This window comes from Nostoc sp., from assembly GCF_035638895.1.
Taxonomy (GTDB): domain Bacteria; phylum Cyanobacteriota; class Cyanobacteriia; order Cyanobacteriales; family Nostocaceae; genus Nostoc.
Genome location: NZ_DASQZC010000314.1, coordinates 1 through 18,769, shown reverse-complemented (window position 1 = coordinate 18,769; position 18,769 = coordinate 1). Strand labels below are relative to the sequence as shown.

The following is an 18,769-nucleotide window of genomic DNA, read 5'->3' as shown; positions in this document are numbered from 1 at the left end:
TCAATTACCAATTAAGTCGTCGGAACCCCACCCCGCTTTTGTCTAGCGACAAAACCTCCCCTCCCCGTGAACGGGGAGGGGATTAAGGGGTGGGGTAAAACGCCTGTGGGATAAGCGTTTTTACTTAAGTTGACACCAATGGGCAATGCCGTGCCCCTACGGGTGTACCTCACGTAAACGAGAACTGATATATGAACAATCAACTGTACGAACAAAATTTTAATCTGTGGCGAGAAAGCATTATTGAGCAGATTAAAGAACATCGTTTTAATGACATAGATTGGGAGCATTTGCTTATAGAATTAGAAGACATGAGAAAGTCAGATAAATGGTCATTTATCTCCCAGCTACTCAATTACTCTAAAATTAGATTACCCCACCAAACAACAACCTCCAGATGACCAGAGAATTTAACGTCATTATAGAACGCGACTCTGAGGGTTATTTTGTTGCCTCTGTGCCTAGTCTTGCTGGATGTCACACCCAAGCCAAATCTCTAGACGAACTGATAGAACGGATTAAAGAAGCTATTGAACTTTGTTTAGAGGTTGAACAAGAAAACGCCGAAGCATTAGAGTTTATCGGTGTGCAGAGGGTTTCTGTTTAAGTATGAGCAGGCTACCGAGTTTGACTGGACGGGAAGTAATTACAGCTTTAAAAAAAGCAGGTTTTGAGGTAGCAAGAATCCGAGGTAGTCATCATTTTTTGATACACAGTGATGGTCGTCGAACTCTTGTTCCAGTGCATTCTGGTGAAACAATTGGTTCTGGTTTGTTAGCACAGATACTCCGTGACTGTCAGAGCAGCCGTGATGAATTCCGGGAACTATTGTAAAAATAGGTAAAACTTACCTTTCTGGTGTCATGGATTCTCTTATATATAAGTGTGAGTTCTTTGATTTTTTATTTCACTGAAACTACTACAATTACTATTGATGCTAGATAATGGGAAAGCTTTGACATTTGCTTGCCAATCTAGCCCGGAAACAATAACTAAGACTTATGCGAACTCACTATTGCGGCGAACTCCGAAAAGAACATATTGGAGAAACTGTTACCTTTTACGGATGGATAGACCGTCGCCGCGATCACGGTGGTGTGATATTTTTAGATTTACGCGATCGCTCTGGAATTGTCCAAATCGTCAGCGATCCGCAACGCACCCCTGACTCTTACGAGCAGGCGAACGCCCTACGAAATGAATATGTTGTCGAAATTACTGGTAGGGTAACGCAACGTCCCGAAGAATCGTTGAATACCCGCATCCCAACAGGCGAGGTAGAAATTTACGCCGATAAAATTGAACTCCTGAATGCTGTTCGCAAACAGTTACCTTTTCAAGTTTCTGTAGCTGACACCGAGACAGTGCGGGAAGACTTGCGGTTGAAATATCGCTATTTGGATTTGCGACGCGAACGCATGGCGCAAAATTTGCAACTGCGTCATCAAATTGTCAAAGCCATGCGTCGTTATCTGGAAGATTTGGAAGGTTTTATCGAAGTCGAAACCCCAATACTTACCCGTTCTACCCCAGAAGGGGCGCGGGATTATGTTCTACCCAGTCGCGTCAATCCTAGTGAGTGGTATGCTTTGCCGCAATCACCCCAGCTATTTAAACAATTGCTGATGGTATCCGGCTTAGATAGATATTATCAGATTGCCCGTTGCTTTCGTGACGAAGACTTACGCGCCGACAGACAACCAGAATTCACTCAGTTGGACATGGAAATGAGCTTCATGTCCCAAGAAGAAATTATCGAACTGAATGAAAACTTAGTTTGCCATATCTTCAAAACCGTTAAAGGAATTGAGTTACAGCGCCCTTTCCCCCGCCTCACTTACGCTGAGGGGATGGAACGCTACGGGAGTGATAAACCAGATACACGTTATGGTTTGGAATTAGTTGATGTCTCAGATATTGTCAAAGACTCTGGCTTCAAAGTCTTTCGGGACACTGTTACTAATGGTGGTATCGTCAAAATTCTACCCATTCCCAACGGTAACGATGTAATTTCTAATGTCCGCATTAAACCAGGCGGCGACTTATTTAAAGAAGCTAGCGAAGCCGGCGCTAGAGGTTTAGCTTTTATCCGCGTCAGGGATGATGGCGAAATTGATACCATTGGGGCGATAAAAGACAACTTAAGCGAGGAACAAAAACAAGAAATTTTACGCCGTACAGGTGCTAAGGCTGGACATTTGCTGTTGTTTGGGGCTGCTGATGCTGCTACAGTTAATAAGACATTAGATAGATTACGGCAAGCGATCGCTAAAGAATTTAACTTAATTGATCCAGAAAAAATCAACTTGCTCTGGATTACAGATTTCCCGATGTTCGAGTGGAATGCTGACGAAAAGCGTCTAGAAGCACTCCACCACCCATTTACAGCACCCCATCCTGATGATTTGAGCGACTTAAAAACTGCACGCGCCCAAGCTTACGACTTGGTACTCAACGGCGTAGAAGTTGGCGGCGGAAGTCTGCGGATTTATCAACGAGAAATTCAACAGCAAGTATTTGAAGCAATCGGTTTATCTCCTGAAGAAGCACAAAGTAAATTTGGCTTTCTCTTAGAAGCATTTGAATATGGTACACCACCGCATGGTGGCATCGCCTACGGTTTAGATCGTTTGGTGATGTTGCTAGCTGGCGAAGAATCTATTCGAGATGTCATTGCTTTTCCGAAGACACAACAAGCACGTTGTTTGTTAACAGATGCACCTTCGAGTGTAGATGCTAAACAGTTGAAAGAATTGCACGTTGCTTCAACTTATAAACCAAAGTCTTAAGAAAGTGCAAGGGGAGTACAGAAAGTTAAAGTAAGCCTTTATAGCTCAGTTCATCTCTAACTCTTCTGTTATGTTTATTATGCTCCCTTTGCCTTTCATCAATTGCTGAACTGTATTCTAAGGGAGGCTCTAAACACTCTAAATGTTCTTTTTCTCCATTTTCATAAATTATGATATGACGATCATTGGTCATTCTATGGATAGCATAATACTCAAGATACTCAGCATCATCTTTTATCCCAAAAATAAAATTTATCTTCCAACCAGCTTGAAAAATTGAACCTTTTTGACACTTTTTTATATTCTCTTCTGGCAAGGTAATTTTCCATTTAGAAAAATATTTATTAAATTCATTCGTAATTGTATCCATCTTTATATCCATTAGCCAAAGTCCTAGTGTAACTCCAGTACAAGTAGGGTGGACAATGCTAATTAACTACTTGAATTGATAAAGCAAATATTTTTCTTGGTTTCATCTACCATTTAGCTTAACAGAGCAGCATTACATGTAAATTGTAAGGATAATAAATGGAAGTTTTCTTAGCTAATATTAATCATCTTGAAAGTGTTTCAGTACTATTTGATCGGTATCGTATTTTTTACAATCAGGCATCAAATCTTGAAGCTGCCAAGGAGTTTCTCAAAGAACGTTTCAATAATAATGATTCGATAGTATTTGCAGCTAATGACAATGGGGAATTAGTTGGATTTACTCAGCTTTATCCTAGCTTTTCTTCAGTGTCGATGAAACGAGTATGGATATTGAACGATTTGTATGTAGAAGAGTCACATCGCCGCAGGGGAATTGCAAAATTATTGATGACTGTTGCGGAAGAATACGCAAAAGAAAGTGGAGCAATTCGAGTAATTTTATCTACTCAAATTTCTAACATAACGGCGCAAAAACTCTATGAAGCGCGAGATTACGTTAAAAATGAAGAGTTTTACCATTATGCTTTGCGATTGCAATAATGGCATGACAACAAACTCGAAGCCTTGGAGCTTTTTGCTGGTATCGGTGGGTTTCGCCTTTGCAGCAACCGCCAGAAATTGGCTACTTGACAATTTCTAATGCACTACAGTGGCGATCGCAATACGGTAGGATTATCCAGGTAGCAACTACGACGACAACAGTAGGTGTAGAAAATCTACTGGTAGGATGAAGGGGATTAATGCTGCTGCCACAATAGAATTAAGCTGCTACCCCCAGAATTCCTTATGAGTGAATCTATCATCTTGACAGACACTGGCTTATTACCAGAAGATTTGTTACCAGATGTTAGTCATCTGGTGACAGAGGACGATGAACCTTTGGATAATCTGCCATCTGAAAAACAACAACGCCTGCTGACAGAAACACTTTACAGTTCTTGGAACGGGCCTAGTAATGCCCAAGGGTTTCTCGTGGCTGCCAATGTGGGGTTGTTTCCCAGTAACAAACAACCGCCGATTGTACCTGATGTATTTTTGAGCCTGGATGTACAAGTAGCTGAAAACTGGTGGGAAAGACGGCATCGCTCTTATTTCTTCTGGGATTTTGGTAAACCGCCAGAGGTAGTGATTGAAATTGTTTCAAATCGAGAAGGCAATGAAACAGGACGAAAAATCTTAGAGTATGCCAGGATGCGGGTAATGTATTACATTATCTTTGATCCAACTCGACAACTTGGTGGTGAAGTTCTACAGATGTACGAGTTGCGTGGGCGGCAATATATACCCATGAGTGAGCAATGGCTAACTGAAGTTGAGTTAGGTTTATGTTTGTGGGAAGGTGCGTATGAAGGTAAGCGGGATGTTTGGCTGAGGTGGTGTGACGCTACGGGTAATGTAATTCCTACTGGTGCAGAACGAGCAGAACTTGAACGCTTACGAGCCGAACAAGAATGCTTACGAGCAGAACAAGAGCGAGAAGCTAAAGAAACTGCTCTGCAACGAGCTGAACGCTTGGCGGCACAGTTACGAGCCTTGGGTGTTGAGCCAGAAGTGTAAGGGTGGGGAATGGGGAATAGGGAGTAGGGAGTGGGGTAATTGAATTAATTGAAAAGGCTGTAAGAGTGAAATTGCCAGGAAACTTCCTTAAAACAAAAAAAACCCGCCATAGCGGGTTACACAACAAACTAAGAACATTGAAAACTTGATTTAGCTGGAATACCTCATTTCAGCTTCCAGTTGACGAATCAGCTGTTCGTCGCCCTTTGCTCTAGCTACTTGCAAGCGATGCTCTAGGCTTTTTTGAATATTCTCTCTGTGGGCTTCTTGTGCTTTCCTGCCACTTTGTAGTCTATTTTGATTCATAGTGATTACCTTCTTTAATTTTTTGCTTTATGTCTTGCATTCTTAACATAACACATATTTTGTAGCTGTTGCTACAGAATATTCTAACTTAATATATATTTTAGCAAAAATATGCCTAAGAAGCAGACAAGTCAACAACCACTCCTAACTTTACTAAGCGATTTTGGCGATCGCGATGTTTATGTAGGCATAATGAAGGGTGTTATAGCCCAAATCAACTCCAGACTTACGGTAGTAGATTTAACGCACCAAATTCCGCCGCAAGACATAGCCGCAGCCAGATTTTCCCTGATGAATGCTTATGCCTATTTCCCAGTTGGGACAGTGCATATAGCAGTAGTAGATCCGGGTGTGGGAAGCAAGCGACGCGCGATCGCAGTAGAATTTGCTCAAGGGTTTCTGGTAGGCCCAGATAATGGTATCTTTAGCGGGGTACTCAGTCAAAGTCCAGCGAGCGCAGCCGTCGAACTTACAAATCTTAACTATTGGCGAACTCCTCAACCAAGCAATACTTTTCACGGTAGAGATATCTTTGCACCAGTGGGAGCTAATCTTGCTAGTGGTGTCTCTCTTAAAAAGCTAGGACAAGAAATCGATCCAGCAAGTTTAGTAAAACTGGATATAGGCGAGTGCCAGCAAACAACCAGTGGTGTAGTGGGTTGCATTCAATATATTGACCACTTTGGCAACTTAGTGAGCAACATTTTAGGAAGTTACGTACAAGGCAAAACTTGGTCTGTGCAAGCTGCGGGGTTGAGTATACCAGGCTGTGAAACTTACAGTGATGTCAAGGTGGGAGAGATACTAGCTTTAGTAGGTAGTCACGGCTGGGTAGAAATTGCCATTAATAGCGGCAATGCTCACTCAAAGTTGCAGTTAGATTGGCAAGAAACGCTTCAAGTTGTGCTAACTTAAATACCGCACCTGGTGAGTGCCACATCAAGAGAAACATCAAAAGCGATATCTCCGATGGGTTACAGCTTGGAAGACTTTGAAAACGACGAAGGTGAATAATAGATGAGCTATCACTACAGTATGGTGATTCAATGGTCAGAGGACGATCAACTTTTCCTAGTATATTTGCCTGAGTTCCCCTGGCAGTAGTTTCATACACATGGCAAAACCTACGAAGAAGCCGCCAAAAATGGGCAAGAAGTAATTGAGGCGTTTGTTGAGATGCTTCAAGAAGAGGGGAAGCCACTACCAGAACCCAGGATGCTTCCTACACGACCATTACAGGTTGCTTAGTCAATTGTCAAATTATACAATCTGTCTATTAGACATAAGAGTAAAAATGACGTAGGCACAATTCATGAATTGTACCTACCAAGGATTTACGGCAACCCATAATTAATTTGACCAGATGTTTAGTGGCGTATCGACACTTAGGTGGGGTAAGCTGTTGCGCCTTTAATTTGCACTAATATTTTTTCAAAATGCTTGTGGGGTGGGCATCTTGCCCGCCCTGATTGTGCAAGTTGTATACATAACAGCTTAGTTCAGCTATATTCATCCCAAGCCACGGGAAAAGAATAATCTGAAATCGCCGATAATTCACGATTTTCGCTGCGGGTTTCTTCATCCAAAACTTTCACGACTTTGTTATAAATATCTTGTGCTTGTTGCGGGGAATCACCGATGCTGGTTAATCCCAACTTGCCAAACTGCGAAAGGCAACCCATCAGATGAAACACTGTACCCGTTTCTGTACCACTGTCAAAGTGCAGTCTGTGATGAGCGATAATATCCATCAAATCATTAGGTAATAATCCTTGATAGCGCTCTTTTTGCAGATTATCAGTGGCAATGTAATATTTTGGACGACCTTGCTGACTATAAAATAATCCTGTGGAAAGGTCATAGCGACCGTTCGTTAATAATTTTAAGGTCATGAATGGATGAGTTGTACCGCCTTTACGCAGGTTAATTTCAATCGCCTGAATATCCCACTCTCCATTACCTTTGTCAACGGCGATAAAATCTACACCAAACCGCTCTAAAGTGCCTTTTTCTGCTAACTTTCTGCCAACTTGTAACCCCAATTGCTGTAATTGCAATCGGTATCTTTCATCAGCCGGAAAGCTACAACCAAGATAAATTTGACCATCTGGGCCTCCGAGAATTTGGTCGTGGGTTGAAAGGATTTCCACTTCGCCCTGGGGTGTGATCCGTCCTTGGACGCTGGGCGATCGCTTAATTTCCCCTTCCACAAATGCTTCGGTAATTGCCCCCAACTCAGGGATTCTTCCCGAAAAATTATCCCAAGTCTCTTTTTTTGCTTGAAAGCGCATTGTTGAGAAGCGATCGCTAATTGCTGCTACCCTTTCGACATGAGTCCCTTTACCCGGTGCTATATCCTCAATTGGTCTAAGATCCAGCAATGCATTTCCCTCTCCCGAAATGCCTTCGTTGAGTTTTACCACTACCCGTTTTAATGTCGGTTGCCGTTCCCACAAATCACTGGTAGCTTCTGCTAAATCTGTATGGTTCCAAATTTTTTCGCTGCCATCTGGATGCGGTACTCCACTTTCCTTGAAGATTTTCCGACTGCCACTTTTTGTCCCCCAAATCTGTAAATCTGGTGCGGCAGCATAGAGTGGTACACCCAATTTTACAGACAATTCGCCTTCCCAGTGCGAAGAGTTGTAGCAGATCATAAATGATTTATCTAGCCTCAAAGCTTGATGAATCCGCTTTAGCAGGCGGGGGCGTTCTAAAATCTTTTGACTCAGGGGTTTAAGCGAAGAATCATAAGTAGAAAGTAGCAGCAAACGGTTGCGAGCATGAGAAAAGGGAATTCCTGGCAACAGTTGCAGATAATAATCAATGATACTAGGATGCAACGGTACTGATGTTACATAAACGAGCCGAGTTCGGGGATTTTGTAACCTAATTAAGGAAAATAGTAATCTTTCTTCATAATGTTCGCAGCCTTCGATCTTTTGGAGTTCACGCTGGTCGAGACTCAGGGAGGGAATAATTAAAATATCCGCTTCATTATTGTCAAATGACTCGCTTGTTTTCCAGCGATCGCTTAGGGTTAATTGTAAGTGATGAAACTTTTCAACCTGCTCTGACTCAGAAATATTTAGTATTGCCATAACCCCTACCCTCTAATAATCTCAATGTAGCGCACCATGCAGGCTTTTGGGCTATTATGCAAACTTGTCATTAGATACTTGTGCAAGGAATTTAGTCTGCAAGAAGACAACTATAGCGGTTATCAGTCTAAATAAATATTAATATTAACAAAAATCAATGGTATGGAAGTAAGTATTTTTGCAACCACGAAGTGAGAAAGTATAAATCTTGATTTTCATTTAGCGAAAATGCCTCAATATTGAGGCAAAGCAAACGATTATAGACTAATTTAGTAACTCTGATTTATTTAATTTATTTTACGTCTTAAGGTTGAGCAGATTTCAGCTTGTTTTACCTCTATGGAGCGATAAAGTACAGCAACATAATAGCTAATTTTAAAGCAGATGAGAACGAGAAATCCTTTATTGCATGAGAGCTGTCTACTTATTTTTCGTGGTCAGGTAAAGAGCGTGTGTCAGGTGTGAGGAGTAATAACGTCAGCCGCGTACAATTGCCAGTCATAAGTACCTTTGGTAAGCATCGAAGGTATAAACGCCTAAAGTTGCAAATGGCTAGTGGGAGCCAAAGCAAAAAATAAACCTTGGGTTGAAGTTTCGATCCAAGGTTTACTTTTGAAATGGGCACTAGATGACTGGAAACGGCTTTTTCCAACATTCAATATTTAATTACCGAGACAAAACCTATGGCTAAATCAAAAGAGAAAAAAGAGCAACCATTACAACCGCCACAGCAGCAAGAAGCACCAGGTGTTGAATCAGAAATGACACCAAAACCCAAATCAGATGATGCCCAATATCGGGGTAGTGGCAAGTTACAAGATAAAGTAGCATTGATTACGGGTGCAGATAGTGGTATTGGTCGTGCTGTAGCGATCGCATTTGCTAAAGAAGGTGCAGATGTGGCGATTCTTTACCTCAATGAACACGACGATGCCAAAGAAACAAAACAATTGGTAGAAAAACAAGGGCGTCGTGCAGTAACCATTGCAGGTGATATTGGCAATGAAACCTTTTGTCAGCAAGCTATCCAACAAACAGTTGGTGAGTTTGGCAAACTCGATATTCTCATCAACAACGCCGCCGAACAACATCCAAAAGAAAGTATCGAAGAAATCACCGAAGAACAACTAGAGCGGACTTTCCGCACTAATATATTCTCGATGTTTTTCATGACTAAAGCTGCACTCAAGCATTTACAAGCAGGCAGTTCTATCATCAATACCACATCGGTAACAGCTTATAAAGGTAGCCCACAGTTACTAGATTATTCCTCTACAAAAGGTGCGATCGTTGCCTTTACTCGCTCGTTATCAAAAAATTTGGTATCAAAAGGAATTCGCGTTAATGCTGTCGCGCCAGGGCCAATTTGGACACCTTTAATTCCCTCAACTTTTCCCGAAGAGAAAGTTGAAAATTTTGGTAAACAAGTACCAATGCAACGAGCCGGACAACCAGAAGAAGTTGCTCCTAGCTACGTATATTTAGCCTCTGATGATGGTTCTTATGTCTCTGGACAAGTGTTACATGTCAATGGTGGAGATGTTGTCAATGGTTAAGTGAAAATGGTTAGTCATTAGTCATTAGTCATTGGTCATTAATTATTCGCTTTAGATAAATGACAGATGACAAATGACTAATGATAAAAAAATAATCACTCCTAACTCCATCCTTATTTTCCTCCATTGGAGGGATGAATTAAGGTTTAAATATTGATAATCTATCTAGCAGCAAACATTTAAGAAATAATAACTACGTCTATGGCATCTCCTACACCATTGCATGGCACGGAACTAGTAGATTGTGCTAGAGCAAATGCCAAGCAAGGAATTGAAACTGCTGCTTATCAATGTGGCTATGGTCAAGACCTTAACAAATTTGCACAAGAACTAAGACAAGCTTGTGAAGAAATGAATTTACAAGTAAAAGAACTTAGCGGATTGATTACTGACCAGGACATGATACTACAATTGGGTACTGGCGAAATTGTTGCTCCAGATAGCGAATCAGAATTGTAAAAGTTAGTCATTTGCGCTTTATTCTTCACCAATGACTAATGACTCTTTTCATAACTTTAAAATTACTCGCGCCAAATTGAAGTAAATCAAAACGCCCACGACATCAACTGCTGTGGTGATAAATGGTGCTGACATTAATGCCGGATCTAAACGGAGGTAGCGAAACAGAAATGGCAATGCTGAACCGGAGATAGAAGCTAAAATCGAAATAGCTACCAGACTAGTGCCGACAGCGATCGCTACTTCTAATTGTCCTTGCAGAAAATAAGCCCAGACAGTAGCGATCGTACCTAACATTCCTCCTAATAATGCCCCTGCGATCGCCTCCCGACCAATTACCTGCAATGCACCAAGCGATCGGATCTCATCGGTATTCATCCCGCGAATCACCACTGTGGAAGACTGGGCACCCACGTTACCACCAGTACCAGTCAACAAAGGGATAAATGCTGTTAGTGTCACCACTTTTGCTAAAAGGTCTTCTTGCGACTTAATAATCGTTCCTGTAATGGTATTGGTTACAAGTAAAACCAACAACCATACAACCCGCTTCCGAGCAATTTCCAGTAAATTCATCTGAAAATAGTTGTCGCCCCCCGACTGCACACCACCACCCAAAGCGTAGATATCTTCGGTGGTTTCGCGCTGCAAAATATCAATTACATCATCGACGGTGACAATACCTACTAGACGGTGTTCTCGATCTACCACAGGCACAGCCAGAAAGTCATATCTTTGGATTAATCTGGCAACTTCTTCTTGGTCTGTATCAGTGTGGACAAACACCACATCACGGGTCATAATTTCGCCAATAATTTGCTCAGGCTGAGAAGTCACCAACTCTCGCAACGATACAATCCCCGTTAAGCGCCTTTCAGCATCCATGACATAAAGATAATAAATCATCTCACTAGCATTAGCTAAGTTGCGAATTCGCTCTAGAGCTTGAGATACTGTAAAGTTTTCTTTCAGCGAGATTAACTCTAGCGTCATGATTCGCCCAGCAGTATCAGCTTCATAACCCAATAGTTGGGCTGTAGCTTGGCGTTCTGCTGGACTCAGTTGTTCTAGGAGACGATTAACAACTTTTGCCGGTAATTCATCAAATAACCTAGCTCGGTCATCCGGCGACATTTGATCGACAATATCGCGGACTTCCTGACTTTTAAGTTCTTCAATTAATCGTTCTTGAACACTGTAGTCGAGATATTCATAAACCTCAATCGCTTCTTGCTTAGAAAGCAAGCGAAAAGCCAAAGCGTGCATCGCTTCTGGTAAACCCTCAATCGCCTCGGCAATATCCGCAGGCTGCACAGGTACGAGAATAGCTTTTGCTGCCTGCAAGTCTCCTGTTTCTAGGAGCATTTGCAGCTGAGTCCGCACTAAATCTCGCAATTCCCTGCGTGAGACATTCTGGATGGTAGAGTTAAAATTGTTAGTCTCAGTCAAAGTCCACTTTCCTCAGCCAGTTTGAACAAGGTTGCTGCCCTTAGTCTAGGGGAAAGTGGGAATGTGCAGGGTTAAACTTGTAATTTTCTGACTTTAACTAAATTGAAAACTTTTGTAAATAAGTAAATAATCAGGGTTTCAGACGCTGATAATTCCTTACGTTCAACGCACCCGGTAGGGAATCATGCTACGCAAAGCGTCTGTCTGCGACACGCTGCGCGAATGTAGAGAAGTTGTCGCGTAACTATTCCCTGGATAGTCCACGGACAAAAGGTTTACTCAAAAGTACGATAATCTCTTAAAGGAATCTAAAACTTTTGATACTGAGAAGAGGACTTTTCAAACATCCTCTTAATTCCAGCAGATTGCGTTCTCTAACTTAAATACATGACTGCTGAGGCTTTTGCAAAACTTTTTGCTTCATTCGCTATTAATACTATTCTCTGCTAGGCCTTTAATACTAAGCTAAAACACATCTAATTTGCATATCAAAATTTTATCAATATCTTGTGGATGGGCATCTTGCCTGCCCTAATTATGCAACTTGAATGCTAATTAGCTTATTCTCTGCTGGATCTTGTAATAAAGATATCAATTAACACTCAAGATGAAGTATAGGTAAGTAATACTTTTTCAAATCTTTAAATATTAAAAGCCTTCTTTATCCAAATTTCATGTAATTAATACTATGTAAATACAAAATAAAAACTTCATCCGTAGATCAGTAATTTTTATTCAAAGATCATCAAAACTTTTATATTGCTTTAAAAAATATAAATCAATATGAATCTTTAAAGAAGGTTCCATAAAGAAGATAGACATAACCCCTAAACTATTGTCAAATGATAAGTTAATTGATCCCATAAAAATACTTAAGTAATAATATGTAAGGATATTACGTTAGCTAATTAGATGTGTATCTGCCCAATTGGGGTTGCTTCACTTTAACTTCATGCACCTGCATATCAGTGAGATTAGAAGCTCTCAAGAGAGGTGATTTATAATTTTTGATTAAATTCACCAAACTTATATTTAGAACCATCAAAAGTTAGAAAATTGTTGAAATAAAACAAAGAGTTACAAGAGCGAATACACCCTTAAAGTAATCTTTGGTATTTTTTTTCATACACATTTTTATATATATTTGCTTTTAAGGAAGATAAAGCAATATATATGACTTCATACTGCTTTATTTTAAGGTTAATACAAATAAACAGTATAGATAAGCAAATTAACACAATAGTAGACACATAAAAACTGTCTCAGTAATTGAATGGAATAGTATCGACATTAAAAAACATAATAATCAGTTAATTCTTGCTTTTCTGTTAAAACATTAACGCCTGAAAAAGCTACATATTTGTTGAAAATATTCAATATCAAACTGATTATTGACCCTGGATTATGGAATTACTTTTAGTACTATTGTGAGGCATATATCTCAATGACTGATTCACAAAATCAACTGTTGTCAACATCTCTAAGTCCAATAACTCCTCAATCATCTTTACAAAGCATTGATCGGGTGTTATCTCAAGGGAATGGACTCAAAGCAGAGTACTACGACAACATCGACTTCACCAACTTGAAGCAAACTCGCACAGATCCGACAGTCAACTTTAACTGGGGTGAGGGATCTTCAGATCCATCCATTGGTGCAGATACCTTCTCAGTGCGTTGGACGGGTCAGGTAGAAGCGAAGTACAGCGAGACTTACAACTTCTATACCACTAGTGATGATGGTGTGCAACTGTGGGTTAATGGTCAGCAAATCATCAATAAGTTTGTCGATCAACCTGCTACACAACACAGTGGCGCGATCGCACTGGTTGCTGGGCAGAAGTACGATATTAAACTTGAGTACTACGAAAATAAATACGATGCAGTTTCTCAACTGTCTTGGTCAAGTTCTTCTCAGACCAAAGAAATTATTCCTCAGTCACAACTATATTCACCAAATATTCAGACCACGATCACATTAGGATCATCTTCCACGACTCTCAACGAAGGTGCTGGTAGTGTGAGCATAACCTTGTTGAGAACTGGTGATTTAAGCAGCACATCTTCAGTCAAGTATGCAACCTTAGCTGGTACTGCCACAGCAGGAGTTGACTACGGAAGCGAAGGTACCGAAAGCGCTGGAACACTTATTTTTGCACCAGGACAAAGCAGCAGAGAGATATCCATTCCAATCAATGACGATTCCTTAGCAGAGACAGATGAAACCTTTAGTTTTGTCATCGATCAGACACAGGGAGCAACATTAGGGCTTCAAAGAACTCTGGGAATTACGATTCAAGATAACGATCGCTCTAGCCTCGATTTCACTCAGCCAGTAGTTAATGAGGATGACGGTACTGCTACGGTGACAGTTACAAGGGGTAACAGTTCGGGGGCTGCTAGCCTGGACTACATAACCTTGGATGGGACTGCTAAAGCTGGATCTGACTACCAGGCTGTATCTGGAACCTTGGCCTTTGCAGCAGGAGAAGTCAGCAAGACCATTTCTATAGTCCTTAAGAATGACACCGTTGGAGAGGTAAATGAAACCTTTACTTTGAACTTCAGTAACGCGGTTGGAGTGCAGCTAAATACTCAACAGACAACCATCACTATTATTGATGATGACGCTGGTAACTTTGCTTTAGAGACGGTAGCTTCTGGTTTGAATCAACCTACAGCTTTTGACTGGACATCTGATGGTAAAAGCATGTTCATTGCCCAGAAAAATGGGGTAGTCCGAGTCTTGAATAACGGCACTTTATTATCAACACCATTTATCAATATCTCTGGACAGGTTAATGATACGCGCGATCGCGGTCTTTTAGGTATTGCCGTACATCCAGATTTTGGTAAAGATACAAACCCCAAAAACTACGTTTACCTGTTGTATACCTACGACCCACCAGAAACCAATCCAAACAACTCTAAAAACAATCCCAATAGCACATTAGACAATCCCGATCAAAATGGGAATCGGACTGCACGGCTAATTAGGGTAGAAGCTGACCCCAACACTAATTACACTACTGCTATTGCTGGCAGTGAAGTTGTGCTGCTAGGTACTAATGGTACTTGGGAAAATATTAGCAACCCAGATGGAAATAGCACAAATGTCTCACTTGGCTACGCACCATCAGGAATCCTCAACAAAGATACTGGTAAGCCGTTTACCAGCTTACAGGATTATCTCAATAATCAGGGTAAAGTCCAAAATGTCCAAAATTTTATAGCTAACGATAGTGAATCTCACTCAGTTGGTTCTGTGCGTTTTGGCACTGATGGTTCTCTGTTTGTGAGCTTAGGAGATGGCACTTCTTACAATGGGATAGATCCGCGATCAATTCGTGTTCAGGATGTCAATAATCTCTCCGGTAAGATCCTGCGGATTGATGCGATTACTGGTGAAGGTTTATCAAGTAATCCTTTCTACAACGGTGATCCTAATAGCAATAGTTCCAAAGTTTATAACTTAGGTTTGCGTAACCCTTTCCGTTTCACAATTGATAAAAATACCAATACTCCTGTAATTGGTGATGTTGGCTTCAATTCTTACGAAGAGGTCAATATCGGAAAACCAGGAGCTAACTTTGGCTGGCCATTCTATGAAGGTGGCCTTGATACAAATGGCAGTATCGTCAATCTGAAACAACCAAACTATGCTAGCTTAGATGCAGCAGAAGCCTTCTATAGTAGTGGCAAACCTGTTACAGCACCAGCTTACACTTATAAGCATTTTAGTTCTAATTCCATTACTATGGGTGACTTTTACACAGGCAGTACTTTTCCCTCAGTCTATCAAGGTGCGTTATTCATTGCTGATTCCAGTCAAGGAACTATTGATGCTGTGAAATTCGATAGTCAGGGCAAACTTGTCTCAGTTAAGCGGTTTGCTTCTCAAGCAGACAGACCAAATTTGGGAGTTCCTGTACAAATCACTACTGGAAAGGATGGTAATTTGTACTACGCAAACTTGACCGGGGGTGAGATTGATCGCTTCATACCTGTTTAGAGTCTTACTTGTCAATGCGTAAGTTATGGTTTTGATTGTAAGTAAAATGGATTAAGTTTCCTACCTATGGACGTAGCGTCAGTTTCAGTCGGGGTTTAAATCCCCGTCTGAAAATGTCTTGGATTTTGAATTTTGAAGTTACTTTCAGCGTCTGCGTGTAGGTTTTAAGCAACTTCTTTAGGTGACATTTTTATTTCTACTTTTTGATTTAAAGCTGCTGCAATCCGAGCCAACATAGACAAAGAATGTCCCTGATAGTCAGCATCTTCCAATCGAGCAATAACCGACTGGGTAGTACTGACTTTTGCGGCTAGTTGTTGCTGGGTTAGTCCCTCTTGTTTGCGTGCATCGTAAATGATTTGAGATATTTGAGCATTTATTGATGATTCTCTAACCATCTCTTGCAATTCTGGATCTTCTTTCATCATTCTTTTAATGATTTTTAGTGCATCATCAGTTTTCTTCATCTGTTTCGTCCTCTGGTTGCATATAAGTATGAACTTCTGAATTGAGTATGAATAAATTTTTGTATGTTAATGCTAAATCAATTTCTCGCTCTGGAACTTGGTTATCCTCTTTAATGATGGCATGAGCTAAAATCACTACGTTTTGACCATGAAAAAAATATAGAATTCTATACTGTACTTTGACGTGCTTGGCTCTTAGTTCATAAATACCATCACGCACAAAATCTGCGGCGGGTCGTCTTAATTCAAAACCATACTGAGCTAATTGCTCAATTCTGGCGATGCAGTTCGCATATCCCTTACGATCTTGTTTGAGTAATTTGTTTAGCCACTTTAAGACTGGAACTTCTCCTCTATCATCCTGAAAGAAAATAATCCGTGTTTCTGGCATTGTCTGGGATAAAGTTACGCATACTAGAAATTTTATTGCAAAAATGGGATTTTAGTTAGTGAGCAACACAGCCAGGGCTAGTAAGCTGTTGCGCCTTTAATTTGCACTAATATTTTTTCAAGATGATTGTGGGGTGGGCATCCTGCCCGCCCTGATAATGCAAGTTATATACGTAACAGCTTAGTGGTGTAGGTCATGCCTTCACAAAGCTCCGTTCGAGCCAATGGGCTAGTTATGTACTTAACAGTTATCAGTGAACAGTCAGACAACTGTTCACTCATTTTGGTCAAGATAACTTTGTTAAAAATCCCAACAATTTTTTAGTATTTGATGTCAGTAGGGTTCGACGATAAGCATCAGCAGCTTTTTTAATCGCTTCGGCTTGAGTGGGGTAAGGATGAATTACACTGCTTAACTTACTCAAACCGATTTTATTTACCATTGCCGTAGTTACTTCTGAAATCATCTCACCCGCATGACTGGCGACAATAGTTGCACCGATAATTTCATCAGACCCCTTTTTATGGTGGATTTTGAGAAATCCTGATTCTTCACCATCTGCGATCGCTCGGTCTACACTACTAAAAGGTATGTTAATTGTCGTCACCTCAATACCCAATTTCTGCGCCTCGTGTTCGTATAATCCTACATGGGCAATTTCTGGATCAGTATAAGTTACCCACGGCATCACCAGACTACTGAGTTTCGAGCGTCCTATGCCAAAGGGAGAAAACAGAGTATTTTTAATCACAATTCGCGCCGCAGCATCAGCAGCATGGGTAAACTTCCAGTTCATGCAGATATCGCCAGCTGCATAAATTTTGGGATTCGTCGTCTGGAGATAATCATTTACCTTCACACCTTGGCGCTTATCGTATTCTACACCCACTACTTCTAAATTCAGACCTTCAACATTTGGCGATCGCCCCGCACCGACTAAAATTTCATCTACTGTCACCGAATCTCGATGACCATTAGAGGAAAAGTAAAGTCGTTTCCCCTCGGTAACAGTTACTACTTCTTCCAACTTAGAATTCAGAACCACGCGAATTCCTTCGCTAATCAAAACCTTTTGCAGAATTTCAGCAGCCTCAGCATCTTCTTTATTTAGAAGATGAGAACCGCTATGGAAAAGTACCACCTCAGAACCTAAGCGCCGGAAAGCTTGTGCTAATTCGCAACCAATGGGGCCCCCACCAATCACCGCTAAACGTTCCGGTCGTTGAATTAGGGAAAAAACCGTCTCATTAGTTAGATAACCCGCCTTTTCAATTCCCGGAATCGCCAATTGTGCAGCTCTTGCGCCAGTAGCAATTACAGCTTTTTTAAACCGGAGGGTTTTGTCGCCAACTTCCACGGTATTTTTAGTTGCAAATCGACCGCTACCCAAAAAGACATCGACACCCAACTTTTGAAACCGTTCCGCCGAGTCATTAGGGCTAATACCAGCCCTTATCCGCCGCATTCTTGCCATGACTTTAGGAAAATCAACATCAATATTATGTCGGGGAATATTAACACCCAAGTTTTGAGCATTCCAAATTTCGCCAACAACGCGAGCAGACCGAATAATAGTTTTAGATGGTACACAACCAACATTTAAGCAATCTCCACCCATGAGATGCTTTTCAATTATCGCCACTTTTAAACCCAAATCTAGACCCGCCGCACCCGCAGCCACTACTAATCCCGCCGTACCAGCCCCAATTACTACCAAATCGTAAACATCTGCCGGTTGAGGATTAACCCAATTTGGCGGATGAACGTAAGACACCAACTTTTGGTTATACTCATCCGTTGGGCGAACAGTAACTCTCTCTAAATCTGAATTGGTCATTAGCAAAACCTCTTTTATGAATTGAAAATACTAAAGTCAACTGCCTTTTGGGAGTATTCAAAGTTCAGAATCAAGAATACCAATGAATTTAGGCGGCTCAGTCTTTTATTTTTTATGCTTGTTTAATAAGGAATACAGCCTTTGAATTGTTTTGTCCGTTTGGGAATTGACAGATACAATTGAATTTTTCCTCTATATAGGACTAATATTTGATTTCTGAAAAAGCTCCGTACAGATCGAAAAGCCTAATTTCTTATTCCCTACTCCCTACTCTCCCCGCCCACGTAGATAATTTCAAAAATCAAATACGATTCCTATAAACATTTCAACGATTGATAATTTAGATCAATTTGCAGTTGAATAGACCACAATAAAAATGTACAATTTGTGCGCCCTTATAATTCCTCTTCTAA

General features: G+C 40.9%; 18 protein-coding genes and 1 pseudogene. 12 read left to right on the top strand and 7 right to left on the bottom strand.

The genetic code is table 11. The features are described from left to right. The first annotated feature begins 191 nt into the window (after positions 1-191). The 4 genes from VE944_RS15435 (at position 192) to aspS (ending at position 2,789) form a co-directional block, all read left to right on the top strand. Complete coding sequence (locus tag VE944_RS15435; RefSeq protein WP_324978450.1) at positions 192-401, top strand: DUF29 family protein; 210 nt, start codon at positions 192-194, stop codon at positions 399-401. Beyond that, positions 398-607 (top strand): type II toxin-antitoxin system HicB family antitoxin, encoded by a 210-nt coding sequence (locus VE944_RS15430; protein WP_185586674.1) that lies wholly within the window; start codon positions 398-400, stop codon positions 605-607. The genes VE944_RS15435 and VE944_RS15430 overlap by 4 nt, the downstream gene beginning before the upstream one ends. 2 nt (positions 608-609) lie before the next feature. After that, positions 610-834, top strand: coding sequence for a type II toxin-antitoxin system HicA family toxin (locus tag VE944_RS15425; protein WP_324978447.1), 225 nt, complete (start codon positions 610-612; stop codon positions 832-834). 167 nt (positions 835-1,001) lie between these two features. Next, a complete protein-coding gene (gene aspS / locus VE944_RS15420) occupies positions 1,002-2,789 on the top strand; it encodes an aspartate--tRNA ligase (protein ID WP_324978445.1) in 1,788 nt (595 codons plus the stop codon). A 25-nt stretch (positions 2,790-2,814) separates the two neighbouring features. Here the strand turns inward: aspS and VE944_RS15415 are convergent, their stop codons facing one another. After that, on the bottom strand, positions 2,815-3,159 hold the full coding sequence (locus tag VE944_RS15415; protein WP_324978443.1) for a hypothetical protein: 345 nt from the start codon (positions 3,157-3,159) through the stop codon (positions 2,815-2,817). A 158-nt stretch (positions 3,160-3,317) separates the two neighbouring features. On the opposite strand from VE944_RS15415, the gene VE944_RS15410 reads away from it, so the two are divergent. Genes VE944_RS15410 through VE944_RS15400 form a run of 3 tightly spaced genes read left to right on the top strand, consistent with a single transcriptional unit; the run spans position 3,318 to position 4,778 of the window. Continuing rightward, entirely contained in the window at positions 3,318-3,761 is a 444-nt protein-coding gene (locus VE944_RS15410) for a GNAT family N-acetyltransferase (protein ID WP_324978441.1), read from the top strand. A 59-nt stretch (positions 3,762-3,820) separates the two neighbouring features. Beyond that, positions 3,821-3,952: a hypothetical protein gene (locus VE944_RS15405; protein WP_324978439.1), complete on the top strand. Its 132-nt coding sequence runs from the start codon at positions 3,821-3,823 to the stop codon at positions 3,950-3,952. A 55-nt stretch (positions 3,953-4,007) separates the two neighbouring features. Beyond that, positions 4,008-4,778 (top strand): Uma2 family endonuclease, encoded by a 771-nt coding sequence (locus VE944_RS15400; RefSeq protein WP_324978438.1) that lies wholly within the window; start codon positions 4,008-4,010, stop codon positions 4,776-4,778. Between the two features lie 150 nt (positions 4,779-4,928). Here the strand turns inward: VE944_RS15400 and pirA are convergent, their stop codons facing one another. Next, complete coding sequence (gene pirA, locus VE944_RS15395) at positions 4,929-5,084, bottom strand: arginine synthesis PII-interacting regulator PirA (protein ID WP_167755997.1); 156 nt, start codon at positions 5,082-5,084, stop codon at positions 4,929-4,931. Between the two features lie 111 nt (positions 5,085-5,195). On the opposite strand from pirA, the gene VE944_RS15390 reads away from it, so the two are divergent. Both VE944_RS15390 and VE944_RS15385 read left to right on the top strand, forming a co-directional pair. Further along, positions 5,196-5,999, top strand: a complete 804-nt coding sequence (locus VE944_RS15390) for an SAM hydrolase/SAM-dependent halogenase family protein (RefSeq protein WP_324978433.1) — start codon at positions 5,196-5,198, stop codon at positions 5,997-5,999. A gap of 102 nt (positions 6,000-6,101) precedes the next feature. Beyond that, positions 6,102-6,332 (top strand): annotated as a pseudogene (locus VE944_RS15385) (type II toxin-antitoxin system HicB family antitoxin). Between the two features lie 251 nt (positions 6,333-6,583). On the opposite strand, the gene VE944_RS15380 reads toward VE944_RS15385, so the two are convergent. Beyond that, complete coding sequence (locus VE944_RS15380; RefSeq protein WP_324978431.1) at positions 6,584-8,185, bottom strand: peptide ligase PGM1-related protein; 1,602 nt, start codon at positions 8,183-8,185, stop codon at positions 6,584-6,586. A gap of 683 nt (positions 8,186-8,868) precedes the next feature. On the opposite strand from VE944_RS15380, the gene VE944_RS15375 reads away from it, so the two are divergent. Then, positions 8,869-9,741, top strand: coding sequence for an SDR family oxidoreductase (locus tag VE944_RS15375; protein WP_324978428.1), 873 nt, complete (start codon positions 8,869-8,871; stop codon positions 9,739-9,741). Between the two features lie 201 nt (positions 9,742-9,942). Continuing rightward, positions 9,943-10,200, top strand: a complete 258-nt coding sequence (locus VE944_RS15370; protein ID WP_229554153.1) for a hypothetical protein — start codon at positions 9,943-9,945, stop codon at positions 10,198-10,200. A gap of 48 nt (positions 10,201-10,248) precedes the next feature. On the opposite strand, the gene mgtE is transcribed toward VE944_RS15370, so the two are convergent. Continuing rightward, the gene (gene mgtE, locus VE944_RS15365; RefSeq protein ID WP_324978426.1) at positions 10,249-11,649 is read right to left on the bottom strand and encodes a magnesium transporter; all 1,401 of its coding nucleotides are present in this window, start codon (positions 11,647-11,649) and stop codon (positions 10,249-10,251) included. Between the two features lie 1,444 nt (positions 11,650-13,093). Between mgtE and VE944_RS15360 the strand changes: the two genes are divergently transcribed. Next, the gene (locus VE944_RS15360; protein WP_324978424.1) at positions 13,094-15,661 is read left to right on the top strand and encodes a Calx-beta domain-containing protein; all 2,568 of its coding nucleotides are present in this window, start codon (positions 13,094-13,096) and stop codon (positions 15,659-15,661) included. Between the two features lie 164 nt (positions 15,662-15,825). Here the strand turns inward: VE944_RS15360 and VE944_RS15355 are convergent, their stop codons facing one another. The 3 genes from VE944_RS15355 to VE944_RS15345 all read right to left on the bottom strand — a co-directional run bounded on the left by VE944_RS15355 (position 15,826) and on the right by VE944_RS15345 (position 18,356). Continuing rightward, complete coding sequence (locus VE944_RS15355; RefSeq protein WP_324978422.1) at positions 15,826-16,128, bottom strand: helix-turn-helix domain-containing protein; 303 nt, start codon at positions 16,126-16,128, stop codon at positions 15,826-15,828. Further along, a complete protein-coding gene (locus tag VE944_RS15350) occupies positions 16,115-16,519 on the bottom strand; it encodes a type II toxin-antitoxin system RelE/ParE family toxin (RefSeq protein ID WP_324978420.1) in 405 nt (134 codons plus the stop codon). The genes VE944_RS15355 and VE944_RS15350 overlap by 14 nt, the downstream gene beginning before the upstream one ends. Before the next feature lie 286 nt (positions 16,520-16,805). Beyond that, on the bottom strand, positions 16,806-18,356 hold the full coding sequence (locus tag VE944_RS15345) for a mercuric reductase (RefSeq protein WP_324978418.1): 1,551 nt from the start codon (positions 18,354-18,356) through the stop codon (positions 16,806-16,808). Positions 18,357-18,769: the final 413 nt, after the last annotated feature.

Excerpts from the sequence above, each read along its gene's own strand:
- VE944_RS15390 (WP_324978433.1), top strand. The coding sequence starts at position 5,196 with ATGCCTAAGAAGCAGACAAGTCAACAACCACTCCTAACTTTACTAAGC.
- VE944_RS15435 (WP_324978450.1), top strand. The coding sequence starts at position 192 with ATGAACAATCAACTGTACGAACAAAATTTTAATCTGTGGCGAGAAAGC.
- VE944_RS15430 (WP_185586674.1), top strand. The coding sequence starts at position 398 with ATGACCAGAGAATTTAACGTCATTATAGAACGCGACTCTGAGGGTTAT.
- VE944_RS15360 (WP_324978424.1), top strand. The coding sequence starts at position 13,094 with ATGACTGATTCACAAAATCAACTGTTGTCAACATCTCTAAGTCCAATA.
- VE944_RS15375 (WP_324978428.1), top strand. The coding sequence starts at position 8,869 with ATGGCTAAATCAAAAGAGAAAAAAGAGCAACCATTACAACCGCCACAG.
- VE944_RS15425 (WP_324978447.1), top strand. The coding sequence starts at position 610 with ATGAGCAGGCTACCGAGTTTGACTGGACGGGAAGTAATTACAGCTTTA.
- VE944_RS15370 (WP_229554153.1), top strand. The coding sequence starts at position 9,943 with ATGGCATCTCCTACACCATTGCATGGCACGGAACTAGTAGATTGTGCT.
- VE944_RS15400 (WP_324978438.1), top strand. The coding sequence starts at position 4,008 with ATGAGTGAATCTATCATCTTGACAGACACTGGCTTATTACCAGAAGAT.
- aspS (WP_324978445.1), top strand. The coding sequence starts at position 1,002 with ATGCGAACTCACTATTGCGGCGAACTCCGAAAAGAACATATTGGAGAA.
- VE944_RS15345 (WP_324978418.1), bottom strand. The coding sequence starts at position 18,356 with ATGACCAATTCAGATTTAGAGAGAGTTACTGTTCGCCCAACGGATGAG.
- VE944_RS15380 (WP_324978431.1), bottom strand. The coding sequence starts at position 8,185 with ATGGCAATACTAAATATTTCTGAGTCAGAGCAGGTTGAAAAGTTTCAT.
- VE944_RS15410 (WP_324978441.1), top strand. The coding sequence starts at position 3,318 with ATGGAAGTTTTCTTAGCTAATATTAATCATCTTGAAAGTGTTTCAGTA.
- VE944_RS15415 (WP_324978443.1), bottom strand. The coding sequence starts at position 3,159 with ATGGATACAATTACGAATGAATTTAATAAATATTTTTCTAAATGGAAA.
- VE944_RS15355 (WP_324978422.1), bottom strand. The coding sequence starts at position 16,128 with ATGAAGAAAACTGATGATGCACTAAAAATCATTAAAAGAATGATGAAA.
- VE944_RS15350 (WP_324978420.1), bottom strand. The coding sequence starts at position 16,519 with ATGCCAGAAACACGGATTATTTTCTTTCAGGATGATAGAGGAGAAGTT.
- pirA (WP_167755997.1), bottom strand. The coding sequence starts at position 5,084 with ATGAATCAAAATAGACTACAAAGTGGCAGGAAAGCACAAGAAGCCCAC.